At 41.3% G+C, this 13,358-nt stretch carries 14 protein-coding genes; 11 read left to right on the forward strand and 3 right to left on the reverse strand.

The features are described 5' to 3' along the window. Positions 1-46: 46 nt before the first annotated feature. Together ACIQCO_RS13830 and ACIQCO_RS13835 are read right to left on the reverse strand one after the other, a co-directional pair. Positions 47-712 carry a DUF1129 family protein gene (locus tag ACIQCO_RS13830; protein WP_400429423.1) on the reverse strand — a complete coding sequence of 222 codons (666 nt, stop codon included), beginning with the start codon at positions 710-712 and terminating at the stop codon, positions 47-49. Beyond that, positions 705-1,040: a PadR family transcriptional regulator gene (locus ACIQCO_RS13835; protein WP_400429820.1), complete on the reverse strand. Its 336-nt coding sequence runs from the start codon at positions 1,038-1,040 to the stop codon at positions 705-707. Before ACIQCO_RS13835 ends, ACIQCO_RS13830 begins: the two co-directional genes overlap by 8 nt. Positions 1,041-1,281: 241 nt before the next feature. Here ACIQCO_RS13835 and ACIQCO_RS13840 point away from each other — a divergent pair, with 241 nt between their 5' ends. The 9 genes from ACIQCO_RS13840 (at position 1,282) to ACIQCO_RS13880 (ending at position 11,011) form a co-directional block, all read left to right on the forward strand. Beyond that, positions 1,282-3,156: a methylmalonyl-CoA mutase family protein gene (locus tag ACIQCO_RS13840; RefSeq protein WP_400429425.1), complete on the forward strand. Its 1,875-nt coding sequence runs from the start codon at positions 1,282-1,284 to the stop codon at positions 3,154-3,156. After that, the gene (gene scpA, locus ACIQCO_RS13845; RefSeq protein WP_400429427.1) at positions 3,137-5,335 is read left to right on the forward strand and encodes a methylmalonyl-CoA mutase; all 2,199 of its coding nucleotides are present in this window, start codon (positions 3,137-3,139) and stop codon (positions 5,333-5,335) included. Before ACIQCO_RS13840 ends, scpA begins: the two co-directional genes overlap by 20 nt. Continuing rightward, on the forward strand, positions 5,335-6,459 hold the full coding sequence (gene meaB, locus ACIQCO_RS13850) for a methylmalonyl Co-A mutase-associated GTPase MeaB (RefSeq protein WP_400429428.1): 1,125 nt from the start codon (positions 5,335-5,337) through the stop codon (positions 6,457-6,459). Before scpA ends, meaB begins: the two co-directional genes overlap by 1 nt. Before the next feature lie 73 nt (positions 6,460-6,532). Beyond that, positions 6,533-6,970, forward strand: a complete 438-nt coding sequence (locus ACIQCO_RS13855) for a BrxA/BrxB family bacilliredoxin (protein ID WP_400429430.1) — start codon at positions 6,533-6,535, stop codon at positions 6,968-6,970. Positions 6,971-7,198: 228 nt separating this feature from the next. After that, the gene (locus tag ACIQCO_RS13860; RefSeq protein WP_400429433.1) at positions 7,199-7,981 is read left to right on the forward strand and encodes a transporter substrate-binding domain-containing protein; all 783 of its coding nucleotides are present in this window, start codon (positions 7,199-7,201) and stop codon (positions 7,979-7,981) included. 71 nt (positions 7,982-8,052) lie between these two features. Next, positions 8,053-8,712 (forward strand): amino acid ABC transporter permease, encoded by a 660-nt coding sequence (locus tag ACIQCO_RS13865; protein WP_400429435.1) that lies wholly within the window; start codon positions 8,053-8,055, stop codon positions 8,710-8,712. Further along, on the forward strand, positions 8,705-9,427 hold the full coding sequence (locus ACIQCO_RS13870) for an amino acid ABC transporter ATP-binding protein (RefSeq protein WP_400429438.1): 723 nt from the start codon (positions 8,705-8,707) through the stop codon (positions 9,425-9,427). Before ACIQCO_RS13865 ends, ACIQCO_RS13870 begins: the two co-directional genes overlap by 8 nt. 60 nt (positions 9,428-9,487) lie before the next feature. After that, entirely contained in the window at positions 9,488-10,447 is a 960-nt protein-coding gene (locus ACIQCO_RS13875) for an aromatic acid exporter family protein (RefSeq protein WP_400429441.1), read from the forward strand. A 51-nt stretch (positions 10,448-10,498) separates the two neighbouring features. Next, entirely contained in the window at positions 10,499-11,011 is a 513-nt protein-coding gene (locus ACIQCO_RS13880) for a L,D-transpeptidase (protein ID WP_400429822.1), read from the forward strand. Positions 11,012-11,056: 45 nt separating this feature from the next. Here ACIQCO_RS13880 and prli42 read toward each other — a convergent pair whose 3' ends face one another. Then, positions 11,057-11,152 carry a stressosome-associated protein Prli42 gene (gene prli42, locus ACIQCO_RS13885; protein ID WP_152681152.1) on the reverse strand — a complete coding sequence of 32 codons (96 nt, stop codon included), beginning with the start codon at positions 11,150-11,152 and terminating at the stop codon, positions 11,057-11,059. A gap of 161 nt (positions 11,153-11,313) precedes the next feature. Here prli42 and mce point away from each other — a divergent pair, with 161 nt between their 5' ends. Beyond that, complete coding sequence (gene mce, locus ACIQCO_RS13890) at positions 11,314-11,730, forward strand: methylmalonyl-CoA epimerase (RefSeq protein ID WP_400429443.1); 417 nt, start codon at positions 11,314-11,316, stop codon at positions 11,728-11,730. Continuing rightward, a complete protein-coding gene (locus ACIQCO_RS13895) occupies positions 11,727-13,277 on the forward strand; it encodes an acyl-CoA carboxylase subunit beta (protein WP_400429446.1) in 1,551 nt (516 codons plus the stop codon). Before mce ends, ACIQCO_RS13895 begins: the two co-directional genes overlap by 4 nt. Positions 13,278-13,358 lie beyond the last annotated feature (81 nt).

The following is a 13,358-nucleotide window of genomic DNA, read 5'->3' on the forward strand; positions in this document are numbered from 1 at the left end:
AGGGTCAAAGCGCCCGAAGCGCAGAGAACAAGCTAATCCCAGTGGCTTAGTATTTTAAAATCTTAGACAATCCGAAAATAATAGCTCCTAAAATCAATGAAGCAAGCCAAGTGAACTGAAAGGATGGCCCGAAATTCGGTAGCAGGTAGTTAACTCCAATCGTAATCCCCGTACATGCTGCACCTATGGTACCACATAATACTGTATCCTTCAGATTCCTTTGTTTTTCTTTAAAAACGGAGCCTTTAATAATCTTAAATATACCCCAAACACCTATAAGGCTAAAACAAAGAATTACCCCAAGCATCACTAGAGATTGAAGTGGGTAAACTATGGTATTAATATCTTTAAAGAAAGATATGATTAATAAAATAATTCCGCGAATCATTAACAATAGTCCCGCTAAGTTAAGAGCTATCCCTGAAATAAGCCTTCCCACGTTTTTCTTATCCTCATTAGGAATTTGCCGGATGATTTCATCTGCGAATTCTTTTGGATCATCTCCGAAAATAACCGAAGCAGGCTTACCTTCATTTTGTCCATCAATTAGATGATCTAATATCTCCATTAAAACTTCTTCCGATTGTTGTTCGGACAGGAAAAACTGGAGCCGAATATAAATCAGAAAATCTGAATAATATTTTTCGTTCTCAGGTGTTAATTCTGACCTTCTCCGATTATTAATTTCAATCAATTGCTTAGCCTCAATCATTACCCTTCCTCCTTTTTAACAATACACTTACTGGTAAAACGACTTGCTCCCACTCCAGTGCAATTTCCGTAAGTGCTTCACGCCCCGCCTCTGTTAAAAAATAATACTTTCGATTTGGCCCCGAAAGCGAAGGCTGCATTTCACCTCGTATAAGTCCATTTTTTTGCAGTCGCAGTAAAACAGGATAGATTGTTCCTTCACTTACATCGTCAAGCCCTGCCGCTTGCAGTTTTTTTGAAAGTTCATAGCCGTAAATTGGCTCTTTCTCAATCACAGAAAGTACGCAACCATCTAAAATTCCTTTTAACAATTGGCTCCTTAGTGACATGATCGGCAACCTTTCTTTTGGTATATTGTATAACAAGATAGTTGTGTAAAAATCAACTACCTTGTTATACAAAGTAGTTGATTTTATGATAATTTGTAAATCAAAATATGTCAAGACTCTTTTGTTTAAATTATCCAATCCTTCTCTTAAAACGCTTTTCATTGCCTGAATTCTATTTGTACCATAAAATAGTATTTAGAAGAATTAATTGAATTTTACTTCAATTAGTAATTGAAGGGGGATGGGGAGTTTGGAAAAAATAAAGAATCAGTCTTTTGCCTTAATGACAAGGCATGAATGGGAAGCAAAAGCAGAAGTATCTCTAAAAGGCAAGACCGTCGAATCATTACAAACTACTACATATGAAAACATAGTTTTGAAACCGCTTTATACAAGACAGAATGAGCAGCCCCTTCCAGAATTCCCAGGTGGTTCAGATTTCAGAAGAGGAATTTTCCCACTTGGATATAGAACAAACGAATGGAAGGCTGCACAGCGAATTACTTATCAAACTACTGAAGATTTGAAAGAGAAACTCCAACAATCATTTGAAAAAGGGCAATCAGCTATTTCCTTTGAAGTGAAGCAGGTATTGTTTGAAGCAGAGGAAAGCCTAGTAAATTTACTAGGAAAGTCATATCAGCAATATCCATTTGCTATCAACACTAAGGATTTACAAACTGCATTTTTAGCAGCAATCGCTGAATTGGATAACCACGATCAAATCAGCGGATATATTGGTTCCGACCCTCTTGCCATATTTGCAGAAGCAGGACAGATTTCCGATGAATTTTTCAATAACTGGGTAAAAAACATTCAACAATCAAATAAGAAATTTCCTAATTTACGGACAATCTTAATTGATACTGTTCCTTATCATAAAGGAGGGGCAAATGCTGTTCAAGAGCTTGGGATTGCCATCGCGGCAGGAGTCTATTATCTTGAAAAACTGCAGGAAAAAGGAATAGAGCTGGAGGAAATTTTAACAAAAATGATCTTCCAATTCGCGATTGGCAGTAATTATTTCATGGAAATTGCTAAACTGCGGGCAGCGCGCGTCCTCTGGAACCGAATAACCGAACTGTATGGTGCAAAAGAAGAAATACGTGGGATGGTAATTGCTGCGGAAACTTCTTCTTTTACCAAAACTGTTCATGACCCCCATGTAAACCTGCTAAGAGGAGGGAATGAAGCATTTGCGGCAGTAATTGGGGGAGTCCAATATTTACATGTAAGTCCTTTCGATGAACTCACTGGTGCATCACCGTTTTCCGAAAGGATTGCAAGAAATATCCAACTGCTCTTAAAGGAAGAGGCGCATCTAAAAAAAGTAATAGATCCTGCCGGCGGTTCTTGGTATGTAGAAGCATTAACTAATCAACTCGCTGAAAAAGCGTGGGAGTTTTTCCAACAAATCGATGCCCAAGGCGGCAGTCTTGAAGTATTAAAATCCAGTTGGCTCCAGAAGGAAATAACTGCTGCATATGACAAAAAGAATAGTGATATCCAAACAAGAAAACAAAGCATTGTCGGAACGAATGTCTATGCTAATTTAGCTGAAATTGTACCTCGAAAACCCCTTTTAAATGAGAAACCGTATTTTGCGGATGGAGAAAAAATTGAAGCCATTACCGAAAGGAGATTGGCAGAACCATATGAAGAATTGCGGAGAAAAGCAAAGGGTATCGAAGAAAAATTAGCTGCGAAGCCTTCAGTAGGTTTGATTTGTCTTGGTGAGCTAAAACAGCATAAAGCAAGACTCGATTTTATGAAGGGATTTTTTGCTCCGGGCGGGGTCATAGCTGTAGAAAGCAATCCTATTTTATCATTAGAAGAGGCTAAACAATTTATCTCAGACCTGCAGAGTAAGTACGTTTGCATCTGCGGCACCAATCAGCAGTATGAAACGATTGGTCATGAAATCCTAGCGGCATTAAAGGCCGAATTCCCTGAGCGGTTTTTTTATTTAGCTGGACTTCCCGAAAAAGAAAACCAATCCCATTGGATAAACGAAGGCATTAAGCAGTTTATCCACCTGAAAAGCAACTGCTATGAAACTCTGTCGGCAATCTTGAGCGAGCTGGAGGTGACCACCAATGAAAAAACAAAAGCCTGATTTTCAAAAAATCCCATTGTTTAGCGATCAAAGCTTTGTGACAAAGGAACAGTGGCGAGAAAAAGCCAAACAAGATATTGAAACGTCCATTGATGACCTACTGTTTGAAACAAATGAACAAATCTCTCTAAAACCGCTTTATACGAAAGAAGATCGCGAGGGGATAGAGCATCTTGATGATCTTCCTGGACTACCGCCATATACACGTGGGCCCTATCCAACGATGTATGTCAATCGTCCATGGACGGTCAGACAATACGCAGGGTTTTCAACGGCTGAGGAAAGTAACGCCTTTTACCGGCGCAATCTAGCGATGGGGCAAAAGGGGTTATCGGTCGCCTTTGATTTAGCAACCCACCGCGGCTATGATTCCGACCATCCACGGGTTGTTGGTGATGTTGGTAAAGCGGGTGTGGCGATTGACTCCGTTCTCGACATGAAAACGCTCTTTGACGGAATTCCACTTGATCAAATGTCTGTTTCGATGACAATGAACGGGGCGGTTCTTCCTATACTGGCATATTTTATCGTAACGGCCGAGGAACAGGGAGTCAGCCAGGATAAGCTGTCCGGAACGATTCAAAATGATATTTTAAAAGAATATATGGTTCGTAATACGTATATTTACCCGCCTGAAATGTCGATGAAAATTATTGCGGATATTTTTGAATATACGTCAAAATACATGCCAAAGTTTAATAGTATTAGTATTTCCGGTTATCACATGCAGGAGGCAGGGGCACCGGCGGATTTAGAGCTAGCCTATACACTTGCAGATGGTTTGGAATACGTAAGGACAGGTCTTAAGGCTGGAATTGAAATTGACTCATTTGCCCCAAGACTGTCGTTTTTCTGGGCGATTGGGATGAATTATTTCATGGAAGTAGCCAAGATGCGGGCGGCAAGATTGATTTGGGCAAAGATGATGAACACTTTTAATCCGAAAAATGAAAAATCATTAGCACTAAGAACCCATTCGCAAACATCAGGCTGGAGTTTGACCGAGCAGGACCCTTTTAACAATGTTACTAGAACACTGATTGAGGCTCAGGCTGCGGCAATGGGCCACACCCAATCACTGCATACCAATGCCTTAGATGAGGCGATTGCCTTACCAACGGACTTCTCGGCCCGAATCGCCCGCAATACGCAGTTATTTTTGCAAGAAGAAACGGGAATCACGAAGGTCATTGATCCGTGGGCAGGCTCATATTATGTTGAAAAATTGACCGATGAATTGGTGCAAAGAGCTTGGACACATATTGAAGAGATTGAAGGTCTCGGGGGAATGGCGCAGGCAATTGAAACAGGTCTGCCGAAGATGAGAATTGAGGAGGCAGCCGCCCGAAGACAAGCGCAAATTGATTCCGGGAAGGAAACAATCATTGGCGTCAATCGTTACCGCCTCGAAAAGGAAGAGGCAATTGATATTTTAGATATTGATAATACGGCTGTCCGTGTAAAACAAATCGAAAAATTAGGTTCCTTGAAAGCCAGTCGTGATGACCATAAAGTGGAAGAAGCACTGAGGGCTTTAACGAAGGCAGCGGAAACAGGTGAGCAAAACTTATTGGAGCTCGCAGTACAGGCCGCCCGAGTGCGGGCAACTCTTGGTGAAATCTCTGATGCGATAGAGAAGGCCGCCGGGCGACATAAAGCCATCATCCGCTCGATTAGCGGTGTATATAGTACGGCGTTTAACAATGAGGAGGAAATCACGGAAGTACAAAAAATGACCGATGAATTTCTTGAAAATGAAGGCAGAAGACCAAGAATATTAGTGGCAAAGATGGGCCAGGACGGTCATGACCGCGGAGCGAAGGTCATTGCCACTGCATTTGCCGATCTCGGCTTCGATGTTGATATCGGTCCATTGTTCCAAACGGCTGAAGAATCCGCATTACAGGCTGTTGAAAACGATGTTCATGTAATTGGCATGAGTTCACTTGCTGCCGGGCATAAAACGTTGTTACCACAGTTAGTGGATGAACTAAGAAGATTAGGACGGGAAGATATTTTGGTTGTTATTGGCGGAGTTATTCCTGCCCAAGATTATCAATTCTTATATGAACACGGTGCATCGGCTATCTTTGGGCCAGGGACGATTATTCCTGTTGCAGCCCAAAAGGTCATCAAGGAGATTTATAAGCAACTTGGTTATGAGGAAGTGTCAGAGTAATGGCAGCGGATCAAAAACCGGAATGGAGTGACCCAAATAATCCTGAAAATTGTTCAAGTGTCGTAAGAAAAGGTCAGGAGCATGAAGGTCAAGCGGCTTCGATTCAAAAAAATATCCGTTTTCAAAAACGAAGGAACTCGGAACCATCAGTTGATGAGCTTTATGAAGGTGTATTAAAAGGTGATCGGAGCCTGCTGGCAAGGGCCCTCACCCTAGTGGAAAGCAATGCCGAACAGCATTTCCAAAAAGCGCAGCAGCTCTTGCAAAAACTTCTGCCTTATGGCGGAAAATCCATCCGCATAGGCATCACCGGTGTCCCCGGCGCGGGCAAAAGTACCTTTATTGAAGCCTTTGGAAGTTATTTATGTGATCTCGGCCACCGGGTTGCCGTCTTGGCTATTGATCCAAGCTCGAGTATTAGCGGCGGCAGTATTCTTGGAGACAAAACACGGATGGAGCAATTGGCGAGAAACCCAAGAGCCTTCATCCGTCCCTCACCAACTGCGGGAAAGCTTGGCGGGGTACACCGGAAAACAAGGGAATCGCTGCTGCTTTGTGAAGCGGCGGGTTTTGATGTGATTTTAATCGAAACAGTAGGGGTTGGCCAAAGTGAAGTCATTATTCGGGATATGGTCGACTTTTTCATGCTCCTTGTGCTAACGGGAGCAGGAGACGAATTGCAAGGGATGAAAAAGGGAATCATGGAACTGGCTGATGCGATTCTTGTTCACAAAGCAGATGGAGCAAATAAGCAGAAAGCGGAGCAGACAAGAAAAGAGTATAACCGCATCCTCCACTTTCTGCAGCCAGCTACTAAGGGCTGGGCAACAAAGGCATATACATGTTCCTCAATGACCGAGGAGGGAATCAGTGAAATCTGGAAGGTCATTCAATCCTTTGAACAAACAGGCAAAGCATCAGGAGTGTTTGACGAGAGAAGGAAAAGTCAGGCAAGAGAATGGCTTTATTCGATGATTACCGATCAGCTCGAATTTCATTTCTATCAGCACCGTGGGGTAAAAAATCAGCTGCCTAAGTTAGAAAATGAAGTCATTGCAGGAGAAAAGACGGTCGCCGCTGCTGTTGAAACTCTATTTAATACCTTTTTAACGAATAAACAATAATCATTTCATTTGGAAAAAACACATTTTAACTGGTATGATGTAGTTATGTAAAACACTAAGGAGTGACATTTTTATGAGCATGGACTTTAACTTTTTTATGAATGATGTAGTTAACCAAGCACGTCAAGAAATCGTGTCTGCTGGGTATAAAGAACTGAAAACACCTGGGGATGTTGAAGAAGCCCTTGCGCAAAAGGGAACAACCTTAGTAATGATTAATTCTGTTTGTGGCTGTGCCGGCGGCATTGCCCGTCCTGCAGCTGCTCATGCTGTTCATTATGATAAGCGTCCAGATCACCTGGTTACCGTTTTTGCCGGTCAGGATAAGGAAGCAACCGAAACAGCCAGAAACTTTTTCACCGGTTACCCGCCATCCTCACCATCTTTTGCGTTATTAAAAGATGGAAAGATTCTCTCAATGGTCGAAAGACATCAAATTGAAGGCTTTGATCCGGCGACAGTTGTTTCAAGACTGCAAAAAGAATTTGATGAATACTGCGAAGAATTTTAAGCTAAAAATCATAAGGACTAATCTCTTATCAGGAGGTTAGTCCTTTTTCTATGGAAAAAATTACAGTAAAAAAACATATACGAATTTTTAAAAACATATTTGCATAATTATTAGTTTGTGTTAAAATTCATTACATTGAATAATTATTAATCAAATAATCTATCTATCTTGAAAATGAGCTGATTATTAAGAGTTCGAGTTTTCAGATAAATTATAGGAGGAAAACAAATGAAAAAGAGCTTTATTTTATTATTTACCATGATGCTGACAGTCGGATTGCTTGCCGCATGCGGTACGAGCGATAAAGCAAATAAGAAAAGCGGGGATAAGAAAGTATTAGTAATGGCAACCTCTGCGGATTACCCGCCATTTGAATATGTTGAAACGGGAAAAAGTGATGAGATCATTGGCTTTGATGCGGATCTAGCTAAGGCAATTGCGAAAAACCTTGGATACGAAGTCAAGGTTAAGGATATGGATTTCAGTGGTTTAGTTCAATCCTTGAAATCAGGACAAGCCGATTTTGTCCTAGCGGGAATGACGCCAACGGAAAAAAGGAAAAAGAACGTTGATTTCAGCGATATTTATTATACAGCCCATCACTTAATAGTTTCTAAAAAAGACAGCGGCATTAAATCAATTGCGGATTTAAAAGGAAAAACGGTTGGTGTTCAGCTTGGCTCGATTCAAGAAGGGAAAGCGCAGGAAATCAATAAAGAAGTGCCGATTAAAATTGAAAACCGTAATCGTATTCCAGATCTCATTCAAGAAATCAAATCAGGCCGTTTTGATGCTGCGATTATTGAAGACACAGTAGCAAAAGGGTATTTGGAGAAAGAAAAAGATTTTGCAGGCTTCACCCTTAGTGATGACCCTAAAGAAGCAGGTTCTGCAATTGCCTTTCCGAAAAACAGTGAGTTAACAGCGAAATTTAACAAAGAGTTAAAGAAAATGAAAGATAACGGCGAGCTGCAAAAATTGGTTGTAAAGTGGTTCGGCGGGGAACAATAGACTAGATTCGCGAGAGACGTTCGATTCTGAGCGTCTCTAAATATTTTTATTAAAGAGAGGACGGAAGATGAATGAACTTAGATTTTACTCAATTCATTCCCTCCATGCCCTATATTTTAAAAGGGATTTTAGTTACCCTTCAAATTGTGCTATTAGCTGGGGTATTAGGGTTTGCACTTGGAATCATTTTATCATTATTTAAAATTAGCTCGGTAAAAATTCTTAACTGGGTTGCAGATGTGTATACCTCGATTTTCCGCGGGACACCGTTAGTATTGCAATTGATGCTGATCTATTATGGTTCACCGCAGCTAATCGGCTATCAAATTGAGCCATATACTGCGGCCATTTTGTCATTTGCACTTAATTCAGGAGCCTATATTTCAGAAATTATCAGGGCAGGAATTCTCGCTGTTGATAAAGGGCAGCAGGAAGCAGCCATGGCTTTAGGTGTGCCGTATGGAAAAATGATGTGGGATATCATTCTTCCTCAGGCACTTAAAAATATCCTTCCGGCGTTAATGAACGAATTTATTACCCTAACCAAGGAATCGGCGATTGTCACCACAATCGGGGTTATGGATATTATGCGCCGGTCCTATCAGGTGGGGGCGGAAAACTACTCCTTTTTTGAGCCATTATTAATAGCGGGCTTAATTTATTACTTAATGGTGATTACCTTGACCTTCTTAGGAAAAGCGCTTGAAGGGAGAATGAGACGCAGTGATTAAGATCGAAAACTTGTATAAGAACTATGGAAAACTAGAAGTTCTAAAAGGCATTTCCACCTCCATTAATAAAGGGGAAGTAGTAGCAATCATTGGCCCTTCAGGGTCTGGTAAATCTACTTTCCTCCGCTGTTTGAATTTACTTGAAGAACCAACTAAGGGGAAGATTTGGGTAGGAAATGTAGATGTTACCGATAAAAAAGCAAACATTCTGAAGGTGCGGCAAAATGTCGGCATGGTTTTTCAACACTTTCATTTGTTTCCGCATAAAACGGTTTTGCAAAATCTTACTTATGCACCTATTAAAGTAAAAGGGCTATCAAAGGATCAAGCGGAAAAAGTAGCCTATAAGCTATTGGAACAAGTAGGCTTATCGGAAAAAGCCAATGAATATCCTACAAAATTATCTGGCGGGCAGAAACAGCGGGTGGCGATTGCCCGAGCGTTGGCGATGGAGCCGGAGGTTATGCTGTTTGATGAACCAACGTCTGCTCTTGATCCGGAAATGGTCAAAGAGGTTCTTGAGGTCATGAAATCACTTGTCGATACAGGCATGACGATGGCGATTGTGACACATGAAATGGGTTTTGCAAGAGAAGTCGCTGACCGGGTTTTGTTCCTTGATGGCGGCGTACTCGTTGAAGATGCCCCGCCAAAAGAATTCTTCGCCAATCCAAAAAGCAAAAGGGCACAGGATTTCTTGCAAAAAATGCTTTAATAAGGATATGCTAAAGATGGTCTTAAGGGATCATCTTTTTTACTTTTGGAGAGATGAAATATGAAATATCGCATCGGATATCGAACCATCAAAACGGCTGCAGGCACGGCTATTTCAATCTTAATCGCGCAGCAGCTCGGGCTTCACAACTTTGCTTCGGCAGGTATTTTAACGATTCTATGTATTCAGGTGACGAAAAGGAGATCGCTTCGAACCTCATGGGATCGATTTTTAGCCTGTGTTTTAGCCATGCCTTTTTCTGCCGTGTTTTTCGAGGGGATTGCCTACCATCCGCTTGTTATCGGGGTTATGCTCGTATTCTTTATACCAACTCTTGTAATGTTGAAGGCAAAAGATGGTGTTGTGACAAGCAGCGTTATTATTTTACACATCTATATGGCTCACAATATATCTCTAGCCAATTTTTTAAATGAGCTTGGGGTAATTTCAGTGGGTATAGGTGTTGCTTTGCTCATTAATCTTTATATGCCAAGCATTGAAAAAATATTGGGGGACTATCAACGTAAAATTGAGGAAAATTTTAAGATAATATTCTATGAAATGGTGCGTTACTTAAGAACAGGAGAAAGCGATTGGGAGGGCAAAGAAATTACCGAAAGTGCCCGTTTGCTTGATGAAGCCAAAATGCTGGCGTTAAGGGATATGGAAAATCACTTTTTAAGGGAAGAAAATATTTATTTTCACTATTTTAAAATGAGAGAAAAACAATTTGAAATCATTGAGCGGGTGTTACCAATTGTTACATCCATTACTAGCAAAGTAACACAAGGGAAAATGATTGCTGATTTTCTTGTGGAACTATCAGAAAATATTCACCCTGGGAATACGGCGCATCTATATATTGATAAATTAAACGGGATGAAAAAGGAATTTGAAGAAATGGAGCTGCCGAAAACAAGAGAGGAATTTGAAACCAGGGCAGCACTGCTGCAATTAGTCAACGAAATGAACGACTATTTAATCATTAAAAGTTCCTTTCAAGCGATAAAAAGAAAGTGAATGAAAGAAAGAAATTTGAAGCAAACTAGGGAAAAAAGGCAGGTGGATGGTTTGTTGAAAATCTTATCGCCAATCCTGATGACTTTTTTCCTTTCACCACTATGGCCGCTGGGACCGAACCCTGTTCCTGGTGACCCGTTTGTAATTGTCAATAAAAGTAGAAATGAACTAGCCTTTATTAGTGAAAACAAAGTCCAAACGGTCGTAAGTGTCGGTACGGGAATGACGCAGGATTTAACACCTGAAGGTCTGTTTACGATAACGGTAAAAGCAAAAGATCCTTATTTCCGAAGGGGAAATATTCCAGGCGGGGATCCTGCAAACCCACTCGGGGTTAGGTGGATTGGCTTTGATGCAAAAGGAACGGATGGACGCATCTACGGTATTCATGGAACGAATCAGCCCGCATCAATTGGAAAATACGTCTCCCAAGGATGTATTCGCTCGCAGAATGAGGTTGTTTCTTCACTATTTCCGTTAATCCCATTAGGAACAAAAATATTAGTCATCACTTCAAAAAAATCATTTGAAAAGCTGGCTCAGGAAAACGGGGCTATCAAATAAGCAAAAGGGACTGTTCATTCGAACAGTCCCTTCTTAATATGTTTATTATAGTAATGAACCGATTCCAATTAAGAGAGTTGAGGCAAGCATGGCGAATAGCATTAAATAAACAATGATTTTCCTTGTCTTCTTTTTTTGCAATGTAGGTACCTCCCTTTACTTCAATAGCTATATTCCTATTGTACAGGGAAAAGTCAAAATGGACAACGGAACTAGTTAGCAATTTTGGGAAGGATTTATGAACTTTTTACCGAATACAATAATTGTCGAAACTATTTTAAAATTGGAACAGAGGGGTATGCATGATTAAAAAAGTCGACCATATTGGAATTGCCGTGAAATCTCTTGAACTTACACTTCCATTTTATACGAATGTGTTGAAGCTTACATTGCTAGCTATCGAAGAGGTTGACAGTCAAAAGGTCAAAGTAGCGTTTTTACAAGCAGGTCAAACAAAACTGGAGTTGCTTGAGCCGACATCGGAGGAAAGTCCGATTGCTAAATTTATCGAAAAACGCGGGGAAGGCATCCACCATGTTGCCCTTGGCGTTGAATCGATTGAAGAACGAATCAGCGAAATGAATGAAAAAGGCATTCGTATGATTGATGAACAGCCAAGGCTTGGAGCAGGGGGAGCTCATATTGCCTTTATGCATCCAAAATCATCATCCGGTGTTTTATACGAGCTTTGTGAGAAGAAAGGGATGAAGGGGTCATGATCGACATTTATGAAAAAATTAATGATTTGTATGATAAGCGCCGAGAGGTTGAGCTTGGCGGCGGTGATGAGCGAATTGAGAAGCAGCATGAAAAGGGAAAATTAACAGCGAGAGAAAGAATTGAACTGTTAGTAGACAAAGGCACGTTTGTCGAATTAAATCCGTTCATTGAACACCGGACAAATGATTTTGGTCTCGATGAGCTAAAGGGACCTGGAGACGGAGTCGTGACTGGATTTGGAAAGGTAAACGGCCGTCCAATTTATCTGTTTTCACAGGACTTTACAGTGTTCGGCGGGGCATTAGGGGAAATGCATGCGAAAAAAATTGCCAATGTCATGGACCTTGCCGCAAAAAACGGCACCCCATTTGTTGGTCTTAATGATTCCGGCGGAGCACGGATTCAAGAAGGGGTGGTTTCTCTTGATGGGTATGGGCATATTTTTTATCGCAATGCGATTTATTCTGGTGTGATTCCACAAATCTCTGTGATTATGGGTCCGTGTGCGGGCGGAGCTGTTTACTCGCCGGCCATTACTGATTTTGTGTTTATGGTCGAAAAAACAAGCCAAATGTTTATTACTGGCCCGAAAGTGATTGAAACGGTAACAGGCGAGAAAATTTCTGCAGAGGACCTTGGCGGGGCAAATGTCCATAACTCCATCAGCGGCAATGCCCATTTTCAAGCGGAGTCAGAGGCTGAAGTTTTACAAAATGTTCGGAGGCTGCTCGGGTATCTGCCGCAAAATAACGAAGAAAAACCGCCAAGACAAGAGGTGGAGCATGAAAACGACTATCGTCCGGATTTAACCGACGTGATTCCGTTCGATGCCGTTCGCCCGTATGATGTTCGTAAAGTAATCGAACAAGTAACGGACGCAGACTCGTTTATGGAAATTCACAAGGATTTTGCGAGGAATATTGTCGTTGGCTTTGCTAGAATGAAAGGAGAAACAGTTGGTCTGGTCTGCAATCAGCCGAAGGTGATGGCTGGCGGATTGGATATTGATTCATCTGATAAGGCGGCCCGATTTATCCGTACCTGTGATTCTTTTAATATCCCAATCATTACGTTTGAAGATGTAACTGGTTTCTTCCCGGGAGTTAAGCAGGAGCATGGGGGAATTATCCGCCACGGAGCGAAAATTTTATTTGCTTATTCTGAAGCAACCGTACCAAAGCTGACGGTTATTTTAAGAAAGGCCTATGGCGGTGCCTATGTAGCGTTAAATAGTAAGTCTATTGGTGCTGACTTGGTGTTTGCTTGGCCAAATGCAGAAATTGCTGTAATGGGGCCACAGGGGGCTGCTAATATTATTTTTGCCAAAGAGATTAATAATAGCGATAATCCAGAGCTGACCAGACAACAAAAAATTGATGAATACCGGGAAAAGTTTGCGAATCCATATGTGGCGGCCAGCAGAGGCATGGTCGATGATGTCATCGACCCACGGGAAACAAGAATCAAAATTATCCAAGCACTGGAAATGCTGCGCAATAAAAAAGAGTCCAGACCCTATAAAAAACATGGAAATATCCCGCTTTAAGTAAACTCACTGTTTCTTTCATTTGATGATATCAACTGGAAAGAGGTATACTGGAATAGTGAGTACATAACATGGAGGGGT

Origin of the sequence: Neobacillus sp. NPDC093127 (assembly GCF_044754175.1) — a bacterium.
Classification (GTDB): Bacteria; Bacillota; Bacilli; order Bacillales; family Cytobacillaceae; genus Neobacillus.